Below are 24,735 nucleotides of genomic sequence, written 5' to 3'. Positions count from 1 at the left end.
ATGCAGGATTATTCACCCCTCTTCAGGAGAAACTGCTTGTTATCCCCCCTCATGGCTTTGGTATAAAACTCTTTATAGGCCTGGAAATCCTCCGGTTTCACTTCCCTGGCTTTATAAATCATGGTTCTCACTGCAATAAGGCGTCCTTCCTCATAGGTCACAGAAATACGGTAGTCTGCCGCGGGGCAGGTATACTGCTGTTCATACGAGGTTTCCACCGGTGCCATTCCCTCCGGAAGTATAATAGTCATTTCCTCTTTGACGGTATCAAGTGAAGACCAGAGCATCAGCGGAAAGCGGCGCTGATCACTGCTGACCGGTGATGAAGATTCAAGTTTGTCACTCCAGGGCAGTTTCATTAGACCATACTCTCCGGCCTCTGATATATATGATGGAATTTCAAAAGAGAACATGTAGCTTTCCTCAGGAGTGATATCTGACATATCGCTGAGAGTCAGAAAACTGGTAAGAGAAAGCTGGGGAAACTCCTGCACCAGAGCTTCTTTCATAATACGGGTCTGCTCATCCGGATTTTCATCCCGGTAGGTATAACGCGCATAAGCCGAATGGATGCCGCTTTTTGTGCTGATATTTGTGCCTTCGATGCTGTCATCCTTCCGGACCGTAATAGTAGTTTTCCGGATGATGTTGTCAGGGTAAAAACCTGCATCAGGAACGTGCCCCGGTTCTTTAATTCCGTCTTTAATGAGCAGATAAAATCCGTTCACATCAAGCTCGGGCAGTGTCTGATAATAAAAATTAGAGGCCGTCAGATCAAGAAACTTTAATCCGTTTTCTGATTCCAGCGCCACGATCGCGTGGTTAAACCCGATTGACGGGAGAACATTTTTATTAAATCCTTCATCCTTGGTATTAATCAGGACATAGTAAGATTCAATACCTGCCGCGCGTGCCATCGTGATAAAAAGGGTTGCCACATCTTTGCAGTCCCCTATTCTGGTCACCAGCACATCACGTGCTTCCTGCGGAATAAGACCCGACTGGCGGAACGCAACGCTGCTGTAGCGGATGTTCTCAGTAATAAAATTATAGATAATTTCAATCTTCTGGTCTTTGCTTAACTTTTCCGGATCCGGCATCAGTTCGGCAACGGTTTCCTCAATTTCAAAAGTGATACGGGTTTTGTTGCGGGTAAGGTCCTTGTACCACTCAACCAGATAGTCCCAGCCGGGGATTGATGATATATATAGCCGCTTATTCACGTCGGAAAGCGCGGGCATATCGGATTCCGGTTTTAATCCGGGTACGTTTTCCAGCGTCCATTCATACAGTGTGAATCCCTCAAGCTTTTTAATGACCGGCTTATCTTCCATAAACTGTGTTTTATGGGAAAAAGTAAAATTATCCTCCGACAGAAGAGAGTAACGCGTCAGTTTCGAGGGTATATACTGCTCAAATCCGAACTCATCCCAGAACTGATCGGAGAGCCGTCCTGAGTAAAGATTTTTTATTTTCCACTTCACATAAATATGTTCACCGGCCTCAAGGGATTTAAATACCACATGATTATAGTTTACGTCTCCCTTTACCTCAGAGCCGTCTTTTTTTACTACCACGGCTTTTTCAACAGTAAGATCTTCCGTGTAAGGATTAAACGGTATTACATACTCCTTTATCTGATCAATCCCCTGCCTGGTTATTGCCCTGATGAGAACTTCACCTGACAGTTCGGATGCGCCAGATTTATAGACAATGCGCTTCTGGTCATTAAGAAGAATATAACTGTTTGCTCCCGAAGGCGATTCACTCTCGGCAATCAGAGATTTATAATCAGACGAGGGAAACAGTGAAAGCAGCGGAGTTTTGCCGTCAAGTTCTCTCAGTTTCTCACGCACGGCATAATTGCCGGGATAGTAGAGCAGCGCCTTTGCGTAGAATTCTTTGGCTTTTTTCTTATCACCAAGTTCCAGATATGCATCTCCTCCTTTTTCAAGCAGTGCCGCGCTCATCGGAGCTATTGCAAGCCCCTTTTCTATCATCGCGGCCGACTTTTGATATTCCCGCATTTCGAAAAACTTTTTCCCCAGTTCAAGATAAATACCGGGGCTTGCCTTGCTCTGTTCAGCAAATCCGGCAAGTGTTTTCTCCCATGAAGCTATATCACCCGACTGCAGGAAATATCCTGCCAGCTGATTCACGGGCGCCAGATCATACGCTGTTAGTATATACTTCTTAAAAATCCGTATTGCCTCGTCAAAATTCTGGTTCCGGTTTATGGCAAAAAGCGCTTTGTAATACTGAAACGTGAACATATCGGGGAATTTTACCGCTGCTTCTTCTATGGTTTCAAGCAGTTTTTCCTGTTGTCCCTTTTTTGAATAAAGCAGGGTGCGCAGTTCGTAAAGCTCCGGACTGTCTGGAAGCAGTTCTGCAACCTTCTGCAAGATTGATTCAAACTGATCCATGTCTTCGTTGCCGGCTGCTTCATTTGCCTTATATATCAAAACATCCGGATACTGCGGGTCGCTTGCATACAGATAATCAAAAGTCATTTCCAGATTCATTGATTTCTGGCTGCGCGCGAATACTTCAAGCATCTTGAAGTTAAGCATAGAAAAAGGCGTCAGCGATTTCACCAATGGCCGCAGCGTGACCTCTGCCTGATACGCCATATCATTGCGCAGATAGGCATTGGCAAGAAGAAAATAATTTTCGTAGTGTTCAGGATTCTCCCTGATGCGGTCTTTGAAATAGTCAATCGCAAAGCAGGTCACCGGAGTTACAGCGGCTTTTGATTTGGCATTATACTTCTGCTTCTCAGTTGAATATTTCAGTCCGCTGATCAGATTTCCCGATGCATCGGTAATCCTGAAAAGAAAGTTACAGCGGTCTAATACTGAGTATCCGCATTTGACCAGAAGACGGTTCCAACCTTTTTGCAGGGTGGTTTCAGCCATGTAGGTATCGGCATCATTGTTGTTTTCATCAAACACATCAATGACCAGTTTGTCATTCAAGAAGAATCGGAGAGAACCGGATGTGCCGATACGCATCTGCACTTTCTGTTCTTTGTCAGAATAAACAAAAGTGTTTGCATAATAGACTGCTTCCGTTCTGTCAAAATAACGGGTGAAATCAACCCATTTATCAGAACGGACTTCACTGTTCTTAAACCAGTAAACAGGCACACCGTTTTTTCCGCTGTAAGTACCTGCCGGATTATATTCAGTCTCCGGCGGAAAAACACGGTCATATCCTGAGGCGGAGATATTATCAAACGGTCCGGTCACCATCCACTGATCAACAGAGCCGATACCGGAGTAATGTTTATTTGCTTCTTCAAAATTCTGCACGCGCTGGTAATAATCACCTAGCTGCCCGTTGGCCATTACCTTAAGCAGCCCCTGCGGATCCGGATTTTCAACCAGCCACTCATATAAGTCACGCACTTCTTTGGAGTTTTTTATCCCCTCATACATGGCCGGTTCAAGCCATTGGGCATATATATACGGATGGGGTGCCGGTTCATGCCGTAAAAAGCGGAGAAAATACTCCCGGTATTTTTCTTCATTCTTCTGGGTTGAGTAAAAAAGAGAGAGAGCAAGAAGAGCACGCTTATCAGTGCTGTCCTTTACGACAGCTTCATTTAAAAGCCGCAGCGCTTCCGTGCGGTCGTTTTTAATGAATGCCTGCCAGGCAAGGTCTGTCTGTGATTGGGAGGAAAGCACATCCGCAAAGACAGAGATGAGAAAAAGGGTAAAAAGACCCGTTTTTAAAAAATTCAAATAAACTCCGTAATACAGTTTGTTTTTAGACGGTTCAGAGTCCGTCTTGTTATACTTTACAATATTTTTTTCACAACAATTGTTCAAGACCTGCATCAGAATGTTTAATTCAGAATGAAGCAATCTGCTGCTGCGGATCAAATAAAGTTAGGGACAGGTCGCGGCCTCTCCCTGCGCAAAAACCAATTAAACTCTGACGCAAACCCCTTAACGTGGACACAGTACATTGTAAATTGTTCGTTCTCCCCATTACTAATTACTAATTCCTAACTGCTAATTATTCTCCAGTTCTTTCAGTTTATTCAGCCGTCTCACATGACGCTCTTCATTGCTGAACTCAACCGAAAGAAACGCATCAACCAGTTCTTTTGCAAGAGCAGAGCCCACAATGCGCGCTCCAAGGCAGAGCACATTCATTGCATCATGCTCAACCCCCTGCCGCGCTGAATAGGTATCATGGCACAGACACGCGCGTATTCCCTTTACCTTGTTGGCAGTCATGCAGGCGCCAACTCCGCTTCCGCAGATAATAATGCCCCGGTCAGCTTCGCCTTGTTTCACTGCAAAACAGACCGCTTTTGCATAATCAGGATAGTCATCATTCTTTTCATAAACCGTATTTCCTTTGTCAATCACGGTTACTCCCTTTGCCGCAAGATACTCCCTCAGAAGTTCTTTTAATTCAAATCCTGCGTGATCTGCTCCTATTGCCAGCTTCATTCAATAATTCCTTTTATATAAATAGTTTTTTTTCACACTGTAAATTCTAATTAAACATTTCCCAGTCAATGCCAAAGACAATTCCCCTTGCCGGCATCGGGTAAAGATACATCTGATAATACTTTTCATCCAGCAGATTTTCCCACAGGAAAAATACCGTAGCGTTCTCCCCGACTTTACCCGCTGTAAAGAAATCGAGTGTGAATGCCGAGGGGGTTTCCTCCGGCGCAAATATATAACTGCCAAAAGCGGGTGAGTATTTCTTTGAACGGTAAGCAGAACGGTACTTTACCGCAAATCCGGTTTTGAGCACCAGTGAAGAGTCAAATAAAACATCGTTATAATATATACCGGCTCTGCCGTCAATCAGAGGATCGGTTGTAAGTGCCGCATTACCGTTCTTAAATGAAACCGATGCTTCGGCAAGAATTATCCCCTGCTTCATCCAGCCGGAAAAACTGCCGCCGGACATACTTTCACCGATAAAGTCAGATGTCAGCGCCCTGACTGTGGTATCAAGCGGAATAACAGTACTCTGCTGAACATCGTTGCCGAGCAGATACCCGCTTGCGCGCAGTCCAAAATCCGCCCCTTTCCATACTATCCTCAGTTCCGTCATCAGCCGCTCAATTGGTACCGATGGAGCACCCCAGAACCGTGCCGACTGTCCGTAACGTGAGGTTCCCGCATAGATGCTTAACCCGCCTGATATATACTCAAGCTCAGCTCCGAAACCCTGCTTGTTGTTAAATCCGGAGGTATTCATCTTGGCATATACTCCCGCACGGAGTCCTGTGATTAGCTCATAGCTAAGTTCACCGGTAAAGATGTTCCACTTTTCATCCAAAAAATAATCCGGCAGTGCAAATCTGATTGCCGGGTGTACCCGTATATTTTCCATATTGGCTGTGGCTTCTTCATACCTCCAGCTCAGTTTTGCCAGCGCCTGACCAAATTCCGCCTCCTGCCTTATATGAACACCGCTTCTTTGTTCAATAAAATCTATCGTAAGCATTGGTGAGTTTGTTATTACTTCATCGCGGTGCTCGCGCAGATAGGATTTCCCGTATAACTGGACCGTTGTATATAACCCCTCCCGCGGCTTTCCTCTCAGCACAATTTCTGTCTGATGCCTGGTTGTTTTTTCATAAAGATAATAATCATTAACCGGAGCGCTCAGTTCGTCATAGAGTTCTTCTTCAAAATTTGAGGCGTATGTTTTAACTGAGTCAGCATTCACCCCCAGATTATTATTTACATTGCTCTTTGCATAAAAATAGTTGATGCCGGCATTCCATTTGTCTGAGAAAAGATATTCTGCTGATGCTCTTCCCGCCCAGATACTGCCCGAACTGTTTCTGAAACGGTCATCATTTTTCCGGTTCATGATATCCAGAGTGAAGTTAACGCGGTTATAGAACAATTTGTTGAACTGCGCATCAACCATCGCTTCTCCGTATGGTCCCTCATAGTACCGGATTTTGGTCATCGGCAGCGGTGAAACGCGCCCCTTGCGCAGGATATTAAAGGCCGCCGAGGCATTATCGGTTCCGTAAAGGAATGACCGCGGCAGTGATATATATTCCAGAGAGTCAATCTCTTCATGCAGCACCACGGGCAGATCAAAACCAGAAACACGGTTATCATTCATCTCAAAACCGTTGGTCAGAATTGCCGTCTGACCGGGAAAGCTGCCTCCTGCTGAAATAATACTGTTCAGTACGGGAGTCCCGAAACTGTGCAGCACCGTACCCCACCGGGCGCCAAAAATTCCTGAGGCGGTTCTGCTGTTAAGAAAGTGAATTTCTTCCGTATTAATAAAATCAGCCCCTGCGTTTAGCGGTCTGACCGGAACTTCCGGCTTCACTCTGATCTGAGGAGGGAGCGTATCCTGCCCCGCTGACTGAACATTGGTAAAAACCGTATCAGCAGAGGGATTTTGTATGGTTGTTACTGCCGAGTCCCTCATCAGGATGATATCTCCGCCATAGCCGGAAGAGCACAGTGAGAAAATCAGGGCAGATATCGCCAAAAATCGGATGGCAACAGGGGTTTCCCTCATACGTTTTGGATGAATTTACCTTTTTTACAGATGAAGAAGTTGAATTATATTATTAAAAGCAAAATTAATCATTTACCCTAAACTCTGAAAGGAATAACTCTCAGCCATGCCTGCTGAATACAGCGGAATTCTTCTGCCAGGATTAGACGACCAGCTTCATTTTCTAACGCGCAACATCCCGGTTCAGGGGAGAAACGTACTCATTATCGGTTCCGGTGCCGAAAAAGTAGCCTTTGCTCTTCTTGAGGAAGGATGCACCTCCATTCAAATTATCACTGACAGCGAAGAGCTTCTTGTGAATGCCCGCCTGATGCTTTCGGGCAGCGATCATATTAAGATCCGCTTTTCTGAGTACGGAGCTCTTGATTTCCCTGACGGATCTTTTGACCTGGTCTTCGCGCAAGGGACGGTTTCACGCACGGACAGGAAAAAGATTCTTAAAGAAATATACCGTGTGCTTAAATCCGAAGGTGTTTTCTGCCCCGGCGAAATGACTTCCATTAAGGGGGATATTCCGCCGTTTCTGAAGAGCGTATTTTCCGCAAATAATATGGACGTCCTTTCAGCCGATTCCCTCAGTATGATATATAAGGGGGAGGGGTTTAAAGTGAAGGCGGTAAAATCTCTGGATAACACCCTGAAAGAATATTACAAGGAAACTGAACGCGCGCTCAACCGGCGGCTGGGCAAGATGACCAAAGAAGAACAGAAGAACCATAAAGATATGATTACCAAAACCCGGCATGAAATTAACGTCTTCCTTAATCTGGGAGGACTCAAATACGCCGGTTTCAGTTCATTTCTCCTGTTAAAGTAATATATACGCAAATACCGTATTTCCTCCCCGGATAAGATGCTGCCGCCTGTTACAATGACCGTTTATCATATTCTGTCCGCAGTTGCCGCACCTGGTCGTATCTTTACAGTTTATCTTTTGAAAGATTCCGCAATTGACTGACTCATCCCTCCGGGTGAAAATAATCACTGCCTTTGCCAGCGTCTATCTGATCTGGGGCTCAACCTATCTTGCTATCCGCTTTGTTATAGAAACCATGCCCCCTTTCCTGATGGCCGGCTTCCGCTTTCTGCTTGCCGGCGGCATCCTGCTGCTGTTTGAGAAATTCCGTTCAAAAGAACCGGAAAAGATTACTAAAGACCATATCCGCTCAGGCTTTATAGTGGGGGGACTTCTCCTGCTCGGCGGTAATGGAGGCGTGGTCTGGGCGGAGCAGTTTGTTCCTTCCGGCCTTACGGCACTGCTTATCTCAACTGTACCCATCTGGATAGTAGTCTTCACCATGTTCACGGGCAGCAAATCCAAACCGGACAAACTCACCGTCATAGGAGTGGTAACCGGATTCGCGGGCCTGCTTTACCTGGTATATAACACCACCGGCTTCAGCGCTGACAGCATCAATCCGTTCGGAGTTCTTGCTCTCATCTTCGCGACCATATCATGGGCTTACGGCTCAGTCATCACCTCGCGCCTTTCATTCCCCAAAGCCAAACTGACTGCGGTAGCGCTTCAGATGCTTGGCGGCGGTGTATTATTAACTCTCTTCTCTCTGATTACCGGAGATGCTTTTTTGTTTAATCCGGAAACCGTGTCGCTGAAATCATTCTTATCTCTTATCTACCTGATACTTTTTGGTTCGCTGATTGGATATACAGCATATATATGGCTGCTCGAGAAAGCCGGTCCCCCTAAAACGGCAACGTATGCCTATGTAAATCCCGTTGTGGCCATATTCCTCGGCTGGCTTCTGGCTGATGAAGTAATCAGTTTTGAAATCCTGACCGGAGCCGCCATAATATTAGTGTCGGTTGCAATGATTATTTCAGTCAAAGCAAGAAAAGCGTAAGGACGGGGTCACGAGCCATCTCACCCAAATGTTGGGACAGGTCGCGGCCTGTCCTAACCAAGCAAATGTAATTCGCCCTACAGAAAAACTTATTCAACGATAGGACAACTCACGAGCTGTCCCTACCAATTTTTGATTTGATATTGTTTTCCGTAGGGACAGGTCGAGACCTGTCCTAACCAAGCACAAAAAAACTTGTTCGACGATAGGACAACTCACGAGTTGTCCCTACAAATTTTTGATTTGATATTGTTTTCCGTAGGGACAGGTCGCGACCTGTCCTAACCAAGCAAATGTAATTCACCCCACAGAAAAAACTTATCCGACGATAGGATAGCTCACGAGCTGTCCCTACCAATTTTTGATTCGATATTGTTTTCCGTAGGGACAGGTCGCGACCTGTCCTAACCAAGCAAATGTAATTCACCCCACAGAAAAAACTTATCCGACGATAGGACAGCTCACGAGCTGTCCCTGCCAATTTTTGATTTGATATTGTTTTCCGTAGGGACAGGTTGCGACCTGTCCTAACCAAGCAAATGTAATTCACCCCACAGAAAAAACTTATTCGACGATAGGATAGCTCACGAGCTGTCCCTACCAATTTTTGATTCGATATTGTTTTCCGTAGGGACAGGTTGCGACCTGTCCTAACCAAGTAAACGCAAACCACCGTACAGAGAAAACTTATTCGACGATAGGACAACTCACGAGTTGTCCCTACCAAATTTTCCTTTTATATTGTTTTCCGTAGGGACAGGTCGCGACCTGTCCTAACCAAGCAAATGTAAATCACCGTACAGAAAAACTTGTTCGACGATAGGACAACTCACGAGTTGTCCCTACTTTTGAATCCCATAAATCCGTAATTATGATTCGTGTTCATTCGTTAAATTTGTGACAAAATTGCTGAATTATTACTGTTCACAAGATTTATCACAATTCAATCCGCGTAATCCCATAATCCGTTTAATCCGTTATCATAAGTTGTAACTGCCCCCTCTTGACATTAGATTAAATTCTGCCTAATTTTCAAACACAATTGGGCAAATAACTGTCCCGTATTATACCGTCAGGAGGATTTATGAAATCTCTGTTCCTATTTTGTGCTCTCTTACTTTTTGCCGGCTCCGGCTTTCCACAGGATTCTGTTTTTACTCCCAAATATGCAATTTCATTCGGGATTGGCGAGAATTTCACGCTTACCAAATTTAACGGTGAGATTGCCGTTAAAAAAATTTTCGCGAATTCAGATCAGCTTCGTTTGTTTATAAGCCCAAACGCTGAGATTAACGATGCTGAATATTCCACACAGCCAAGCAACCGATTTCACGGGGGAACTGATTATTCCATTAGTGTGGGTGCCGACTACATCTGGGTAGTAAAATCTCATACTTCCGTCCATCTCTATTCCGGTGCCGGTCTTGCTTATCTTTACCATAAAACAACATTAACTGAGGATGCTGCGCCAGATTATATCAGTCACAGACACTCTGAAAGCAAGCGAATTCTGCATCAGGGAAGAGTGCGGGGAATTTTAGGTACTGAATGGAAGGTTTCTGATGAATTTGGTATTCATTGTGAGTACATCGTTAATTTCAGTTATGGTTCTGACAAGTACAATGAAAAAATAACACAAACAACTACACCAGACCAAATTGCAGAATCTATCAAAAATTCTGCCATGCTTACTTCAGCAGTGCTCTTAGGACTGAGTTTATATTTTTAAACTTATAAATACTGAACCGGAGCACGTATGTTAAAGGTCAAAGCCCGCGCAGGCACAGTTCTTGCCATTAAATTAGCTCTGTTAAACACTCACATGGTTTTATCTGCAATTACTCATCGCCTTACCTGCATAACATTTGAGTTGTTTTTAAATAACCCGAATAAAATGTTTACAAAATCGCTTAGATTACTTCTCATTTTCTTTATTTGTGCTGTTCCGTTATTCGCACAAGATTCTGCTGATACGCCTAATTACGCACTTTCTTTCGGAATAAGCAGCAAGTTCAAACTTACTCAGTATAACGGGCAAATTGCCGTGAAGAAAATTCTGGAGAATTCCGACCAGATCAGACTCTTTATAAATCCGTTCTATGAATTTTCAGATTATAACTCTGTTCATTATAATTCACCAAACGAATTTCAGCTTAATTCATCACAGTGGTCTATTAATGCTGGTGCTGATTATCTTTGGACTGCTTTTAAAACTGATGAACTTTTGTTTTATATAGGACCCGGTCTCTCTTTTTATTTCAGCGATCAATCGGGAAGGCAGCCACTGATTCTTTATCAAATGTTATACAGTGAGTCCGAATCAGTTTCATATAGTGCCGGAGTGAGAGGTATAATTGGGACGGAGTGGAAGGTTACTCAAAGTATCGGTTTGCATAGCGAGTATATTCTTCTTGGACTATGGAATAAATCAAAAACCACAGAAAAGCGATTTGAGGAGGAAACCCTAGCTAGGACTTTAAATTATAGCGAAGAGCATACTATTTTTGAATCCCGGCTGTTGTTCGGTTTAAGTGTTTATTTTTAGAGTTTCTTATTAGCGGTCATTCGCGAAATTCGTGGCTGAACTTTTCCCGGATTTCGCATAATAGTTTATTTTTATATTTGTGATGATAATTGAAAGTTCAGTTCGCACAAATAAAACGAAAGGTCACCAGGATGGATAAAGCCACACTTACCATGATCGAAAACCTGCAAAAGAACACAGGCAAATCGCTTGAACAGTGGATTGCCATTGTGCAGAAGGAAAACTTTGCCAAACATGGCGAGGTCCTCAAATTCCTAAAAGAGCAGCACGGACTCACCCACGGCTTTGCCAACCTGATTGCCCACAAAAGCCGAGGCTCTGATGCGGAGTCAGCCGAAAACCAGGATGACCTGATCACAAAACAGTATCAGGGGAAGGAACACTTCAAACCCCTCTACGAGAAACTGATGGCTGAAATTCAATCTTTCGGCAAGGATATTGAAATAGCACCCAAGAATACCTACGTAAGTCTGCGCCGCAAAAAGCAGTTTGCTATACTCAACCCCGCAACCAAAACCCGTTTTGAAATTGGCATTAACCTTAAAGGCGCCGAACCCACCTCACGGCTTCTGGCTGAAAAACCAAACTCGATGTGCTCCCATAAAATAAACATTACATCCCCTGCCGACATTGACAAAGAGGTTCTTGGATGGATCAAAAAGGCCTATGACAGTGCGGGGTAAATCTAATATAAGTATTTAATCACCCTACTTTATATTCTGATTTATTTGGATAATGCGATTGTGGTGTTAATTTATTAGTCAATTAAATTTCTGTTTTGCGAGAATATTTATACTGGCATATGTTCGAAAGGAAATTTTATTATTCAAACCTGAGTCTCTAGGTAATCTTCATGAATTAATCAAGATAAAAATTTTATACTATTCATGAATATGCAATCTATTAAACCGCTCAGACAATCAAGACGTGCTATGGATTATATTAATCTATCCCTTCTAGCTTTATACATCCAAAAATGTTCTTGAATTTTTCCAATTAAATTAAAATATTTTGATAATTATAACACATCTGGATTTTATATGAAAGTATTTCTGAGTTATAATAAAAAGGACAAAAAAATTGCTCATGAGATTTCAAATAAATTATTAGGACAAGGCATTGATGTTTGGCTTGATAAATGGGAAATTTTCGCTGGAGAATCAATCACTGATAAGATTAGCATAGGTATTTCGACAGTCAATGCGTTCGCAGTTATTTTGTCAGACAACTCAATAGGTTCGAATTGGGTCAGAGAGGAACTTAGAATTGCCCTAAATAAACGAATAAGAGAACCTGATTTTATAATAATTCCCATCTTGTTATCTCCCTGCGAGATTCATGAATTTCTACGCGATTACAAATATATTGACTGGTATAATGGTGACCCAGATGGGATAACGGAACTAATATTGAGTTTGAAAAAAGTAACAAGAAAACCTCCCTATACTAATGAAACTTTTCACCAGAAATGCGAAATTTTAAGATTGGACTATTTTGTTGAAATAAGTGGGAAGCAATTGGCAGATGCCAAATTTACCGAGTATCACTCAATTAAGGCACTAATGAACATTGACCATATTGATCGTTCTATTGATTGTGATGGGATTATTTCACGTGTTTCGTCCACAGGAGTTGAGATTGAAAGGGAAAAAACCACTTCATATTCAGAAAAATGGAAAATATTACCCAAAACACCAATAAACGCTGGAGAATTATTCAGTTATAAGATTGAGTATTTAATAGAGAGAACCTTTTCAATTGGAAAAAATGTTTGGGATTACTCTATCCAGTCACCTACAAATTTGTTACACATTGAATTCGATTTTTGTAAGTCAGACATAAAATCATTCTACATTCTTCATCGAGTTGGGATGACCACATATCCGGAACCAGTACAGTTCACAAGAGTCGAAAATAAGATTATCTGGGAAAAGATATCTCCCGTATTCAAAGATACATACGAATTCCATTTCGAAATCCCTCCTACATAGTACAAACTTTAACGGATAGATCAAGTTCTATAACCTTGCAAGCGTGATTAATCTTCGTGAAAATTGTCTTTGCGTTATAATATAAATAATTTAACAAATATTATCGCCTTGCACCACTAATGTAAATCAAACTTAAATAGAAAGAAAACCTATGAAAGCAGACATAGCAGCATACAACAATAAACAAACCGAGGCGGATAAAGCTATCTGCGACAAACTGGCAGAGACCATAAACAGCATCCTCAAAGAAGCTGAAAATAAAATCTGGCATGCTCACCCGGTCTGGTTTCTGGACGGAAATCCAGTTGTGGGTTACAGTAAATTAAAAGACAGTGTGCGGCTCCTTTTCTGGAGCGGACAGTCTTTTGAGGAAGAAAAACTAGTAAACGAGGGTTCATTCAAGGCAGCCGAAATACGATATACTTCAGTTGACGAGGTGAAGGTAACCGAACTAAAACGCTGGCTCAAAAAGTCGAGAGAAATCCAGTGGGATTACAAAAACATCGTCAAACGAAAAGGCAAACTCGAACGGCTGAAGTAGAGTAGTTAGTGTCTATTCGTGATATTCGTAGCAAAACAGAATCAGCGTAATCGCATAAACCGTTTAATCCGTGATCATCGGTGCCTCTCCCGCAGTTTACTCTCAACATCAGCAAGCGAGACTCCGGAAGCGGTCAGCAGTACCGTTAAATGATACAGCAAATCAGAAGCTTCTGATATCAGTTCTTCCCTGTCCTGTTTCATTGCCGCGATGACGGTTTCCACTGCCTCTTCACCGGTCTTCTGCGCAATGCGGGGAATTCCTTTTCCGAATAACTTTGCTTTATAAGAATTTTCCGGCAGCTCTTCTTTCCGTTTACCGATAATCTTCTCTAGCGTATATAAGAATGACTCTCCCTGCGCTGATGTTTCAGTGCCCTCAAAGCAGGAATAAGAACCCGTATGGCAGACCGGTCCGGCGGGTCTGGCATAGATCACCACCGCATCGCCGTCACAGTCGGGATGAACTGACACAAAACTGAGATAGTTACCCGAGGTCTCTCCCTTCAGCCATAGCTCCTTACGGCTTCTGCTGAAAAAAGTTACTCTGCCGCTTTCAAAAGTTTTCTCAAGCGATTCCCGGCTGATATATCCCAGCATCAGGGGTGATTTAGTTTCGTGGTCAATAACCATTGCCGCAATCAGTCCGTTTCCCTTTGCAAAATCAAGCTTATCATATATATTCATAACCGTACCTCAATTCCGTTTTCCGTAAGAAACTGTTTTAACGAAGCTATCCCCATCTCTCCCGAATGGAAAAGCCCCGCCGCAAGGGCTGCTTCACATTGGGTAGAAACAAACACTTCCCTGAAATGCTCATACGATCCCGCACCGCCTGATGCAATCACCGGAATGGTGGTCGCGGCACAGACTTCCCGCAGCACCTCCAGATCAAATCCGCTGCGGGTACCGTCTCTGTCCATTGAAGTGAGAAGAATTTCACCGGCTCCCCGTCCCTCCGCTTCGCGGCACCAGCTGATGGTTTCCAGTCCAGCCGGTACCTTGCCCCCGTTAATATATATCCGCTTCCCTTCCTGAGTATTTCTGGTATCAATAGCGGCAACCACCGCCTGCGATCCGAACTCCTTTGCCGCTTCTGTTATCAGACCCGGATTTTTAACAATGGCAGTATTAAGCGATACCTTATCAGCTCCTGCCCTGAGAAGAGCTTCTACATCTGCGGCCGATGATATTCCTCCCCCGACGGTAAACGGAATCCTGAGCACGGATGCAATTTCCGTAACCAGTTCCTTCATTGTCCTTCGTTTTTCGTCTGATGCACTTATATCGAGAAACACCAGCTCATCCGCGCCTTCAGCATAATAACGCGACGCCAGTTCAACCGGATCACCGGCGTCCTTCAGATTAACAAAGTTTACTCCTTTAACCACCCGGCGGTCTTTAATATCCAGACAGGGAATAATTCTCTTAACCGGCATAGCGCTTCAGCTCCTCTAATAAAATTGCTTTTTCATAAATCGCCTTACCCGCGACCGCCATCGGTACGGAGATGCTCTCAAGATCATATATATCAATCATGCTCCCGATACCCCCGGATGCTATCAGCGTCATTTCCGGATATTCTTTCATAAGCTGTTTATAAAGATCCAGAGAGGGTCCCTCAAGAGTTCCGTCACGGGATATATCAGTACAGAGGAATTCCCTTATCCCGAGCTGCAATCCGAAACTGATAAGTTCCCCGGCGGAAACAGCAGCGGTCTCTGTCCATCCTTTTATTTTAACCTTATCTTCTAGCAAATCCATTGCGATAATAAATGATTCCGGGGCATATTCTCTTACCATCTCTTCAAACAAACCAGGATCCGTAACAGGCAGCGAACCGGTTATAATTTTATCCGCACCGGCGTTAAGAAGCAGTTCAATCTGCTCACTGCTTCTTATTCCGCCGCCAAAATGAATCTTGCAGCCGGTTTCCTGCTTAATGCGCCTGACCAGAGTGTCAGCCGTAATGTTACCTGTCCGTGAGGCATCAAGATCAACCAGATGCATTCTCCTGAATCCGCTCTCATAAAACAGCCTTACCGGCTCAAAAGCATCTTCATAATAAACCGTCATCCTCCCGAAGTCCCCTTTTAGCAGGCGGACTGCTTTATTATTCAATATATCAATAGCAGGCACTATCAGCATAGTTCTATAAAATTCCTTATGATGGTTAATCCTGTTTCACCAGATTTTTCGGGATGAAACTGCACTCCAAAATAATTCTCCTTTTGCACGGCAGCCGAGAAAACCCCGCCATGCACAGACTCAGCAGTTGTATATACACATCCGGGCACATAATAAGAATGCGCAAAGTACAAGAATTCGTTCTGTTTCAGCCCCTTAAACAAAAGAGACTCTTCAAAGAAGGAAATCCGGGTCCAGCCCATGTGAGGAATCCGTATATGTTCCCCCCTGAACCTCACTGTATGGTAATCTATTAATCCAAGACAATCCGCACTTCCTTCCTCCGATGAAATTCCAAGAAGCTGCATTCCCAGGCATATACCCAGCACACTCTTGTTCGTGTCTTTCAGAAATTCCGCCGTTCCGCTTCTCTTCAAATTTTCCATTGCGGCAGAGGCCTCACCTACACCGGGGAGAATAATTTTGTCAGCATCTTTCAGGAGAGAGATATCTGCAGTAATCACAACATCAGTCGTAATATCCTTTACTGCATTGGCAACCGAGGCAGTGTTGCCTGCGCCGTAATCTATAATGGCTATCATAATACTCCTTTGGTTGAAGGGAGAGTATTTCCTGAACGCTCATCCATTCTGCATGCTTCATTAAGCGCTTTCGCAAATGCTTTAAAGATGGACTCTGCTTTGTGATGTTCGTTTTTTCCCTTCGCCTTTATATAAATGTTGGCTTTCAGTCCGGAAGCAAGCCCGCGGAAAAATTCTTCCGTGAGTTCGGTTGCATAATCACCGATTTTTTCTCTCTTAAAATTGGCTTTGTAGATAAGACTGATCCTGCCTCCCAGATCAATTGCACAGGCTGCGACACAGTCATCCATCGGAACAATATAGCCGTACCGCTTTATTCCCTTTTTATCTCCCAGCGCTTCAAGCAGCGCCTCTCCCAGAACAATACCGGTATCCTCCACAGTGTGATGCTCATCTATATGAAGATCACCTTTGCAGCGGATTACCAGATCAATATTGCCATGCCTGGCTATCTGGCTGAGCATATGGTCAAAAAATCCGATGCCGGTTTCTATCTCTGCTTTACCCGTTCCGTCAAGATTGAGCGATACCAGAATGGAAGTTTCCGCCGTTGTTCTTTCTTTTGCTGCTGTTCGTTTTTTACTGAGCAGAAATTCTGTTACTTCTTTGAAATCAGAAACCTGAATTCCCGGCGGCGTAAGCTTAACTCCGGCGTTGCTCATTTCCAGTGAATAATCTGCCGTTTTTCCAACACTCAGCTGTATCCCTTCTGAGTCAAGAAGGCGGAGAATAGTTTTATCTGTAATTTTTCTTTTTGTCTGAATGGTGACATTATTTCTATGCAGCAAAACTATGCCTGAGAACAAGCCCTTAAGCGGCTCTTTCTCGAGAGACATAATCCCGGCATCAATCAGCAGTTTCATTAAGAACCTCTTTTACTATGTTCATAAATTTGTCGTTTTCTGCAGGAAGGCCTATACTTACACGGAGACAACCGCTGAGTCCCGGTTGTGAACTCCTGTCCCGTATGATGATTCCCTTTTCCGCAAGCCGGTTGAATATATACCCTGAATGAGGTGAGCGGAAAAGAATAAAGTTTGCATCAGAATGAAAAACTCTTTCAACGCCTTTCAGCTCCTTAAGAAAAGCCGTAATCCGCTCCCGTTCTGAAATGAGGCTGGTGATCAGCTCTTCCTTCATATTCAGATTATCCAACGCTCTCTCAGCAAGGGAGAGAGTAATACGGTTAACGTTATAAGGGTACTTCACTGCTTCCAGATAGTGTATCACTTCCGGATGGGCTATTATATAACCGCACCTGATTCCCGCCAGCCCCCATGCCTTAGAGAAAGTTCTGAGTATAATAAGATTATTGTATTTCGCCAGTAACGGCAGCGCTGAACCTTTGGGTGCAAAGTCTATATATGCCTCATCACAGACAACCATCATTCCCGGCCGCTTCAGAAGCCCCTCTATGAAACCGGGAGAAATAAGCCCCCCGGTGGGATTGTTCGGGTTACAGATAAATGCAATTTTGGTATTCTTTTCTATTGCTTCTGCAGCCTGCTTCATATCCGGTTCGTATATCTCCTCAGGAACGCAGATTATCACCCTGATATCGTTAATTTCACATAAAGTTTTATACATCCCGTAAGTCGGCTCTATAATCAGAGCGCTTTCTTTACCCGGTGCACAAAAAACCCTGATGCATAAGTCCAGCAGTTCATCAGAACCGTTGCCCGCAAGGATTTGCGCGGGACTGATTCCGTGATAAGCAGCCAGTTTTTCCCGCAGATTCCTGTGATGCGGGTCTGGATAGCGGGAAATGCCGGGATAATTTTTTTCCAGGATGCTCCGCGGATTTTCATTCGCGTCAAGCAGTATTCCCGATGTATATATATCCCTCGCGGAGGTATAAGGCTTCAGTTCCCTGATATTTTCTCTTACAAGCAGTTTAATGCTCATTTCTGCATTCTCACTTTCACCGCTCTGGCATGTGCTTCCAGCCCCTCGGCCTCCGCCAGGGTTATTACTGTTTTTCCGAGTGCCTCAATTCCCTTTTTTGTTATTTTTTGCACCGTCATGCTTTTCATGAATGAGTTCACTGTAACTCCGCCGTATACTTTAGCGTATCCCTCTGTTGGCAGCGAGTGATTTGTTCCCGAAGCATAGTCTCCCCCACTTTCCGGTGAATACGCTCCAAGGAACACCGACCCTGCGTTGTTGATAAACGGAAGATAATTCTCCGGTTGTTCCATATTCAGTATTAGATGTTCCGGCGCTGTTTCGTTTGAAAATGCAATTGCTGACTCAATATTTCTGCATACCAGAATAAAAGAGTTCCGTAACGCTTGCGCAGCAATTTCTTTTCGCGGCAGAAGTGTTAGCTGTTTTCTTGTTTCAGCCGCGACTTCCTTTGCTTTTTTCTCTGAAAAGACCAGACAGACAGCCCGTGAATCGGGCCCGTGTTCCGCCTGAGAAAGCAGGTCTGCGGCTATATATACCGGGTTAGCCTTTTCATCCGCTATCACCAGAACTTCGCTCGGACCAGCCGGGAAGTCAATTGCTGCTCCTTCCGGATCACTGCTCACCAGAATTTTTGCAGCGGTTACGTACCGGTTACCCGGTCCGAATATCTTATATACCTTTCTGTTCTGCTCTGTTCCGTACGCAGCAGAGGCTATGGCATGTGCTCCCCCCGCTTTAAACACCGCCGTGATGCCGCAAAGTTTTGCTGCATAAAGGACTGCCGGATGAACCCGTCCCTCCGGAGCAGGAGTGAAAACAGAAATCTCTTTACATCCGGCAATCTTTGCGGGTATCCCCAGCATCAGCATGGTAGAAGGAAGCGGTGCGCTTCCTCCCGGTATATAAAGCCCTGCCCGTTCTATCGGACGGTATTCCATAGAACAGCGCACTCCCGGCATCGTACTTATCGTATATCCTGCCGGTTTCTGCTTCTCGTGAAATCTGGTGATATTTTCGTATGCGGCCTTCATTGCCTGCTTCAGCTGAGGGGAGAGCTCACCCTCCGCCTTATTCATCTCCCGTGCACTGACTTTCAGAACCGGTGATGAGTTGTTATCAAATCGTTTGTTGTAGCGCTGAACGGCACTGAATCCGTTTCTTTTTACATCCGATATAATTCTTCGGACCTCAGGCATTACGGAACCAGGGGCGGAGGCTTTACGTCCGGTGAGTTTCGCAAGGGCTTCCCTGCTCAGTTTATTTTCTGTATATATTTTCATGGCACCAGATTGTCTATTTGTAATACCAGAATCCCTGATGCACCCGATGACTGAAGACTCTGCATCAGCTCCCATCTCCGCTCCGCGGGAATAACGGCATGAACCGAAACCATGGTATCATCCGCAAGCGGAAGAATGGTGGGACTTTTCATTGAGGGGAGGAGCCGTAGGATATTGGACAGCTGTTCTTTTTTTGCATTCATCATCAGGTATTTGGATGCTTTGGCGCGGAGGACTGAGTCTATTCTTCCAAGCAGCTGTCCGAGTATCGCTTCCTTTTCCTGATTGAACTGACTGCGGGATGATTGTATCAGCACTGCCTCCGATTGCATCAGAGGAAAATACTCTGCCATCCTGTTAAAACGGAGTGTGTTACCTGTTGATACGATATCAAATATATAATCAGCTATTTTAATTGAGGGCGCTATTTCGACCGAACCGCTGATCTCCACAATCTCCGCCGAAATACCTTCTGCTGCAAGATACCTTTTAAGCAGCCGCGGATAGGAAGTTGCTATTCTTTTCCCCTCCATTTCCTGCAGTGAACTAACCGCTTCTGATTCCGGACCTGCAATGGAGAGGCGGCATCTTCCGAAACCGAGTTTTCTGACCGGCGTTAGTTCTATTGTCTCACGCTCTGCTATGGTATTTTCCCCGACTATGCCCAGATCAGCCACTCCGTCCTGCACATATTCCGGTATATCATCATCCCTGAGGAGCAGCAGATCAACAGGAAACGAGCTGCAGCTGATATGAAGTTTATCACTGTGGTTTTCATATTCAACACCGCAGCGGTTAAGCAGTTCGTATGATCTGTCGGCCAGACGGCCTTTTTTCTGTATGGCTATTTGAAGACGGTTATTCATAAAAAAAATTTTCCGGATACATATAATGATCCTTAATAGTGAGTTGGTTGCTTTGTATGTTAAGAGAGAACTGCCGTTTCAGAAACGGCAAAAGGGTGCGTCAGATACTCAGCAGTGGTGCTGGTGTCGGTGGAGATGATGATGGTGGTGCGCAGAAGCAGAGAGGAGCTTCACGCACAGCAAATCGGTTTTATTATTGGTTTGTGTTAAAACTATTTTCATTTCTTCAGTCGAAATTAAACTCTCCGGCAGATGAAATCCAAAATATTTTTTGAGGTTGAGAGTCATAGTACTGTTTTTTTGCCCTGACCTGATCTTTATTCAAGCAATCTGGTTTCAGACTTCACGTAATAAGCCAGCCAATCCTGCAGTGGTTAAATTAATTTCCGGATGGTTCTTAAGGTTTGAATTTACGCGTGCCGCAAATTATTTTAGCTAAGTATGCTTATACATCTTTCCCAGTACGTTTCCACTTCTTTCATTCCGGTTAGACCGCTGATTAATCAAATTAATTTTTCTTCCAGTTCTCCAGTCTGATCCCGGGAATATTTTCAAAATGTTTAATATTATTGGTTACAAGGCTTAATTCATTTGTTATAGCCGCTGCTGCGATAAATATATCAGCATCATCAATAATTCGTCCCCTTTTAATCAATCCGGCTTTTATTTTTCCGAAAACTTCTGCTATTTCAGTAGTAGATCCAATAACTTGTATGTTTGAAGCCAAAAATGCAACAGCATTAAGGTTTTCCTGCTGACGAACCGATTTATATGCTCCGTAGTAAAGTTCACTAAGAGTTATGAATGAAATGAAAACCAGATTCCTTTCAACCTTGTCTATGCTTCCCAATACAACCTTATCCCCTCTTTTAAGTTATATGCAGATATTTGTATCTAACAAATACTTCATAAATCTACATCTCTGAGTCCATAACCAGACCTGGCTTCGTGGATTTCATTGATAATCTCCTCAGCACTGCGGTCATCCTTCCAGATACCGGAAAGAGATTCTTTCAAACCGGGTTTATGAAGTTCTTTATTAGCAGCATCGTAAGTACTGATTAGGGTGCGCAAGATTACACCCGCCTGCGGAATTATTTCGGGCGGCAGGTTTTTTATATCATTATAAAGATCGTCTATTGTATAATTTATATTCATTTTTCGCTCCAAACCTGAACTGGTATGCAAAATACGTTTTAACCCGGAATTTGTAAAGTTCATTTTGCCCCGCTTCCTCTGGATGGCAATCTGGCGGTTTTGGCGGTTTTGGCGGTTTTGGCGGTTTTGGCGGTTTACCGTATTAACCAATAAAAACTTCAGTGGTTCCCCTCCGATATCCCTTGAATTATAACCCTTTTATTATGTAACTTGCGCCGCCTCGTTTCTGAATAACGGGGTTTTTTATTGCTATTTTATCCATTTTCGAGGAGTGTATGGCGGAATCCACAACAGAAAAAAAATCTTTTCTCACACGGTTCCTCTCATTCATAGAGAGGACGGGCAATGCCCTGCCTAATCCGGTTACCCTGTTTGCCGGTATCGCGCTGCTGGTTATTGTCCTTTCCTGGCTTGTATCTCTGACGGGTATCTCCGTGGTACATCCGGGTACCGGCAAGGAAATCCATCCGGTCAATCTGTTATCAGTTGAAGGTCTTCACCGGATTCTGGTCAACATGGTTACCAATTTCACCAACTTTGCTCCTCTGGGCACCGTTCTGGTCTCGATGATCGGTATCGGCATTCTTGAAGGAAGCGGCTTTATCGGTACTTCACTCCGCCTGCTGGTTCTTTCAGCCCCGCGCAATCTGATCACTTTTATTGTGGTTTTTGCAGGCGTAATGTCCAATACTGCCAGCGAAATAGGCTACGTACTTCTTGTGCCGCTCTCCGCAATTATTTTCCTGAGCATCGGCCGTCACCCCATTGCCGGATTCGCAGCCGCCTTCGCCGGAGTTTCCGGCGGTTACAGCGCCAATCTGCTCCTCGGTACTATTGACCCGCTGCTTGCAGGTCTCACACAGGAAGCAGCCCACATCATTGATCCGACCTACCAGGTAAATGCCGCTGCTAATTATTACTTTATGGCTGCCTCCACATTTCTCATAGCCGGAGCCGGCACATGGGTAACGGAAAAGATTGTAATCCCCCGTCTTGGCAAATATGAAGGTGATGCCGCAACAGAAGAAATAAAAGCGCTTTCTCCCGAGGAGAAAAAAGGTCTGCTCTATGCAGCGCTTACCAGCCTGGCTTTTGTGGTAATCATTGCTGCCGGACTCATCCCTGAAAACGGATTCCTCCGCGATCCTAAAACCGGTGATGTTCTTCACTCCCCGTTCATGTCAGGCATTGTTGCTTTCATCTTCCTCGGCGGTGTTGCAGTCGGTATCGCTTATGGTATCGGAGCCAAGACGTTCACAAGCGAGAAACCAATTATTAAGAGTATGTCCAAAGCCATGGAAACCCTCGGCGGATATATCATTCTGGTATTCTTTGCCGCTCAGTTCGTTGCATATTTTAACTGGTCAAATATCGGTGTGATCGTTGCGATTAACGGCGCGGATTTTCTGAAACAATCGGGACTCGGAGATATACCGCTTATGGTATCCTTCATTATCATCTCCGCCATGATTAATCTGGTCATGGGCAGCGCTTCGGCAAAATGGGCACTTATGGCTCCGGTATTCGTGCCGATGTTTATGCTTCTTGGCTATTCCCCGGAATTAACACAGGTTACCTACCGTATCGGTGACAGTGTTACCAACATTATCTCCCCGATGATGTCATACTTCGCTCTCCTTATTGCTTTTATGGAACGCTACGACAAAAAAGCCGGCATCGGTACTCTGGTTGCAACCATGCTTCCATATACGGTTGTCTTCTTTATTGTATGGACTCTGCTCCTCATAATCTGGATTAGTTTCGGAATACCCATCGGTCCCGGAGCAAATCTCTATATGCCTCAGTAGTTTAGCTATTATCCCGTTAAACGGCATTATTCTCAAAAAGGATAATGCCGTTTTTATTTTAAACCTGCTTCAATTATGCTTCGGGATATAAAAGCCGCCATTCATGCTTTGTGTTACTCCGCGCCAACTTTGCTGACTATGCGTTAAAAATTTGTACCGGTGGTGCTATCCTCCGGATTCATACTTCATAATTCCCGGACAGATTGTCATCTGTCTCTGCAATTTTTTTACTTTGTCAGGTATCTGCTGAAATCCGGAATAACCTCTCTCTCCCGCTTCAATTCATATTCATAAATATATCTCCCCAGCCGTGCCAGAAACGGAAATCCGATGCTGTCATACTCATACTTATCATCATTAAAGATTCCGTCTTCATTAACATAAATTGTGGCTGAAAGAAAAAACTCAACCCCGTTTTTTGTGTCAATGATATATGCATTATCGGTCAGATACCCATAGGCTAGCCCTACCTTATTAAAAATACGTATGTGATCCGGAATTGAATCCTTTGTATCGCCATACATAAAAAACTTCACATATCCGTCCCAGTATTTCTCATACGGTGCATATTTGGGATAGGTACTCTCCCTTGGCAGCATGGACATGGCCGAATAAAGAAACCGGTAATCGTCCTCTGTCAGATTCAGCGGATACCGTGACCCAAAACTCTCCGGAAAAAAGAGCCGCCTCATCAGATAATGCTGGTCATCAAGCCCGTAATAATTTTTATCACTGAAATCCATCGGCTGTTCAATCAGTTTCCCGCGGCTGTAGTATCCTTTACCCTGCTGCAGATCTTTGAGAGGCATAATAACCGTATCGGGATTATACGCCGCCGGCTGTTCATAAATCATTTTATCTCCCTCATAAAACCGGAACGGATTAGTATGCCGGTTCTGTTCGTACGAGGCGCCCACAGAAAGCCGCGTAAATATATAAGAGTTCCTGTAGCCGAATCTCAGGAGCCGTTCAAGCAGCTCCCTCTGTCCTATAAACTCAAACAACCGGTTATGGGCATCGTTATCACTTACAAGAAATACTTTCTTTGCAAAATGGGCTATCGAAGGGCGGTTGTTTTCCGCGGTACTGTCCCAAAGCACACGTGTCTGTCCGCTATACGCACTGTCAATTTCAAGCGGAGAATATTTAGTAACTCCCGGTTTGTTCAGGTTGTTCAGTTTTTCAAATGCAAAGACCGCCGCCGGAAGTTTTACTGTGCTGGCAGGATACCAGTACTTCTCATTATTCAGATTGAACGTGTAAACTTTAAAATCAGCATCATTCACATTATAACGGTTGATCTGAGTGTACATGATCTGGATTTTGTATTTATCTTTTTGTTCAAGAAGCGCTTTAAGAAGGCTGTCTTTTTCAAGCGGAAGAAATTCATTCCACGGGGACTGAGAAAAAAGGGGTGCGAAAAAAATGAATACAAGAGCAAGTGTTCTGTTCATCTGATGTCCGGTTTAGAATAAGTATCAAATATAAGAAGATTCCTGCTTCTTCCGAACCTCAAGTAT

23 protein-coding genes are annotated in these 24,735 nt (G+C 44.1%); 9 read left to right on the top strand and 14 right to left on the bottom strand.

Annotated features, from left to right (window positions below):
- Nucleotides 1-8 precede the first annotated feature (8 nt).
- The 3 genes from HRU80_03575 to HRU80_03565 all read right to left on the bottom strand — a co-directional run bounded on the left by HRU80_03575 (nt 9) and on the right by HRU80_03565 (nt 6,528).
- Complete coding sequence (locus HRU80_03575) at nt 9-3,746, bottom strand: DUF3857 domain-containing protein (GenBank protein ID QOJ28000.1); 3,738 nt, start codon at nt 3,744-3,746, stop codon at nt 9-11.
- 273 nt (nt 3,747-4,019) lie between these two features.
- Nucleotides 4,020-4,466: a ribose 5-phosphate isomerase B gene (gene rpiB, locus HRU80_03570; GenBank protein QOJ27999.1), complete on the bottom strand. Its 447-nt coding sequence runs from the start codon at nt 4,464-4,466 to the stop codon at nt 4,020-4,022.
- Nucleotides 4,467-4,512: 46 nt separating this feature from the next.
- Nucleotides 4,513-6,528, bottom strand: coding sequence for a hypothetical protein (locus HRU80_03565; protein QOJ27998.1), 2,016 nt, complete (start codon nt 6,526-6,528; stop codon nt 4,513-4,515).
- A gap of 106 nt (nt 6,529-6,634) precedes the next feature.
- Here HRU80_03565 and HRU80_03560 point away from each other — a divergent pair, with 106 nt between their 5' ends.
- The 7 genes from HRU80_03560 (at nt 6,635) to HRU80_03530 (ending at nt 13,467) form a co-directional block, all read left to right on the top strand.
- Nucleotides 6,635-7,345 (top strand): class I SAM-dependent methyltransferase, encoded by a 711-nt coding sequence (locus HRU80_03560; GenBank protein ID QOJ27997.1) that lies wholly within the window; start codon nt 6,635-6,637, stop codon nt 7,343-7,345.
- Between the two features lie 133 nt (nt 7,346-7,478).
- Complete coding sequence (locus tag HRU80_03555; protein QOJ27996.1) at nt 7,479-8,390, top strand: EamA family transporter; 912 nt, start codon at nt 7,479-7,481, stop codon at nt 8,388-8,390.
- Nucleotides 8,391-9,474: 1,084 nt separating this feature from the next.
- The gene (locus tag HRU80_03550) at nt 9,475-10,119 is read left to right on the top strand and encodes a hypothetical protein (protein ID QOJ27995.1); all 645 of its coding nucleotides are present in this window, start codon (nt 9,475-9,477) and stop codon (nt 10,117-10,119) included.
- Nucleotides 10,120-10,146: 27 nt separating this feature from the next.
- Nucleotides 10,147-10,935 (top strand): hypothetical protein, encoded by a 789-nt coding sequence (locus tag HRU80_03545; protein QOJ27994.1) that lies wholly within the window; start codon nt 10,147-10,149, stop codon nt 10,933-10,935.
- Between the two features lie 131 nt (nt 10,936-11,066).
- Entirely contained in the window at nt 11,067-11,618 is a 552-nt protein-coding gene (locus HRU80_03540) for a DUF4287 domain-containing protein (GenBank protein QOJ27993.1), read from the top strand.
- A 357-nt stretch (nt 11,619-11,975) separates the two neighbouring features.
- The gene (locus HRU80_03535; protein QOJ27992.1) at nt 11,976-12,926 is read left to right on the top strand and encodes a toll/interleukin-1 receptor domain-containing protein; all 951 of its coding nucleotides are present in this window, start codon (nt 11,976-11,978) and stop codon (nt 12,924-12,926) included.
- Nucleotides 12,927-13,077: 151 nt separating this feature from the next.
- Nucleotides 13,078-13,467: a DUF1801 domain-containing protein gene (locus tag HRU80_03530; protein ID QOJ27991.1), complete on the top strand. Its 390-nt coding sequence runs from the start codon at nt 13,078-13,080 to the stop codon at nt 13,465-13,467.
- A gap of 74 nt (nt 13,468-13,541) precedes the next feature.
- Here HRU80_03530 and HRU80_03525 read toward each other — a convergent pair whose 3' ends face one another.
- The 8 genes from HRU80_03525 to HRU80_03490 all read right to left on the bottom strand — a co-directional run bounded on the left by HRU80_03525 (nt 13,542) and on the right by HRU80_03490 (nt 20,249).
- A complete protein-coding gene (locus HRU80_03525) occupies nt 13,542-14,153 on the bottom strand; it encodes a bifunctional phosphoribosyl-AMP cyclohydrolase/phosphoribosyl-ATP diphosphatase HisIE (GenBank protein ID QOJ27990.1) in 612 nt (203 codons plus the stop codon).
- Nucleotides 14,150-14,905 carry an imidazole glycerol phosphate synthase subunit HisF gene (gene hisF, locus HRU80_03520; GenBank protein ID QOJ27989.1) on the bottom strand — a complete coding sequence of 252 codons (756 nt, stop codon included), beginning with the start codon at nt 14,903-14,905 and terminating at the stop codon, nt 14,150-14,152. Before hisF ends, HRU80_03525 begins: the two co-directional genes overlap by 4 nt.
- Nucleotides 14,895-15,614, bottom strand: a complete 720-nt coding sequence (locus HRU80_03515) for a 1-(5-phosphoribosyl)-5-[(5-phosphoribosylamino)methylideneamino] imidazole-4-carboxamide isomerase (protein ID QOJ27988.1) — start codon at nt 15,612-15,614, stop codon at nt 14,895-14,897. The genes hisF and HRU80_03515 overlap by 11 nt, the downstream gene beginning before the upstream one ends.
- A complete protein-coding gene (gene hisH / locus HRU80_03510; GenBank protein ID QOJ30441.1) occupies nt 15,608-16,198 on the bottom strand; it encodes an imidazole glycerol phosphate synthase subunit HisH in 591 nt (196 codons plus the stop codon). Before hisH ends, HRU80_03515 begins: the two co-directional genes overlap by 7 nt.
- Nucleotides 16,192-16,857: an imidazoleglycerol-phosphate dehydratase HisB gene (gene hisB / locus HRU80_03505; protein ID QOJ30442.1), complete on the bottom strand. Its 666-nt coding sequence runs from the start codon at nt 16,855-16,857 to the stop codon at nt 16,192-16,194. Before hisB ends, hisH begins: the two co-directional genes overlap by 7 nt.
- Nucleotides 16,858-17,041: 184 nt before the next feature.
- Complete coding sequence (gene hisC, locus HRU80_03500; protein QOJ27987.1) at nt 17,042-18,100, bottom strand: histidinol-phosphate transaminase; 1,059 nt, start codon at nt 18,098-18,100, stop codon at nt 17,042-17,044.
- Nucleotides 18,097-19,383, bottom strand: coding sequence for a histidinol dehydrogenase (hisD, locus tag HRU80_03495; GenBank protein ID QOJ27986.1), 1,287 nt, complete (start codon nt 19,381-19,383; stop codon nt 18,097-18,099). The genes hisC and hisD overlap by 4 nt, the downstream gene beginning before the upstream one ends.
- Nucleotides 19,380-20,249, bottom strand: coding sequence for an ATP phosphoribosyltransferase (locus HRU80_03490; protein QOJ27985.1), 870 nt, complete (start codon nt 20,247-20,249; stop codon nt 19,380-19,382). The genes hisD and HRU80_03490 overlap by 4 nt, the downstream gene beginning before the upstream one ends.
- 95 nt (nt 20,250-20,344) lie before the next feature.
- On the opposite strand from HRU80_03490, the gene HRU80_03485 reads away from it, so the two are divergent.
- Nucleotides 20,345-20,524 (top strand): hypothetical protein, encoded by a 180-nt coding sequence (locus tag HRU80_03485; protein QOJ27984.1) that lies wholly within the window; start codon nt 20,345-20,347, stop codon nt 20,522-20,524.
- A 233-nt stretch (nt 20,525-20,757) separates the two neighbouring features.
- Here the strand turns inward: HRU80_03485 and HRU80_03480 are convergent, their stop codons facing one another.
- Together HRU80_03480 and HRU80_03475 are read right to left on the bottom strand one after the other, a co-directional pair.
- A complete protein-coding gene (locus tag HRU80_03480; protein ID QOJ27983.1) occupies nt 20,758-21,099 on the bottom strand; it encodes a PIN domain-containing protein in 342 nt (113 codons plus the stop codon).
- 56 nt (nt 21,100-21,155) lie between these two features.
- Complete coding sequence (locus HRU80_03475; GenBank protein ID QOJ27982.1) at nt 21,156-21,557, bottom strand: hypothetical protein; 402 nt, start codon at nt 21,555-21,557, stop codon at nt 21,156-21,158.
- Between the two features lie 125 nt (nt 21,558-21,682).
- Here HRU80_03475 and HRU80_03470 point away from each other — a divergent pair, with 125 nt between their 5' ends.
- Nucleotides 21,683-23,215, top strand: a complete 1,533-nt coding sequence (locus HRU80_03470) for an AbgT family transporter (GenBank protein QOJ27981.1) — start codon at nt 21,683-21,685, stop codon at nt 23,213-23,215.
- Between the two features lie 227 nt (nt 23,216-23,442).
- On the opposite strand, the gene HRU80_03465 is transcribed toward HRU80_03470, so the two are convergent.
- Nucleotides 23,443-24,669 carry a serine hydrolase gene (locus HRU80_03465; GenBank protein QOJ27980.1) on the bottom strand — a complete coding sequence of 409 codons (1,227 nt, stop codon included), beginning with the start codon at nt 24,667-24,669 and terminating at the stop codon, nt 23,443-23,445.
- Nucleotides 24,670-24,735: the final 66 nt, after the last annotated feature.

This window comes from Ignavibacteriales bacterium, from assembly GCA_015709675.1.
GTDB lineage: Bacteria > Bacteroidota > Ignavibacteria > Ignavibacteriales > Ignavibacteriaceae > H2-BAC3.
This window is presented reverse-complemented; position numbering and strand designations above follow the sequence as displayed.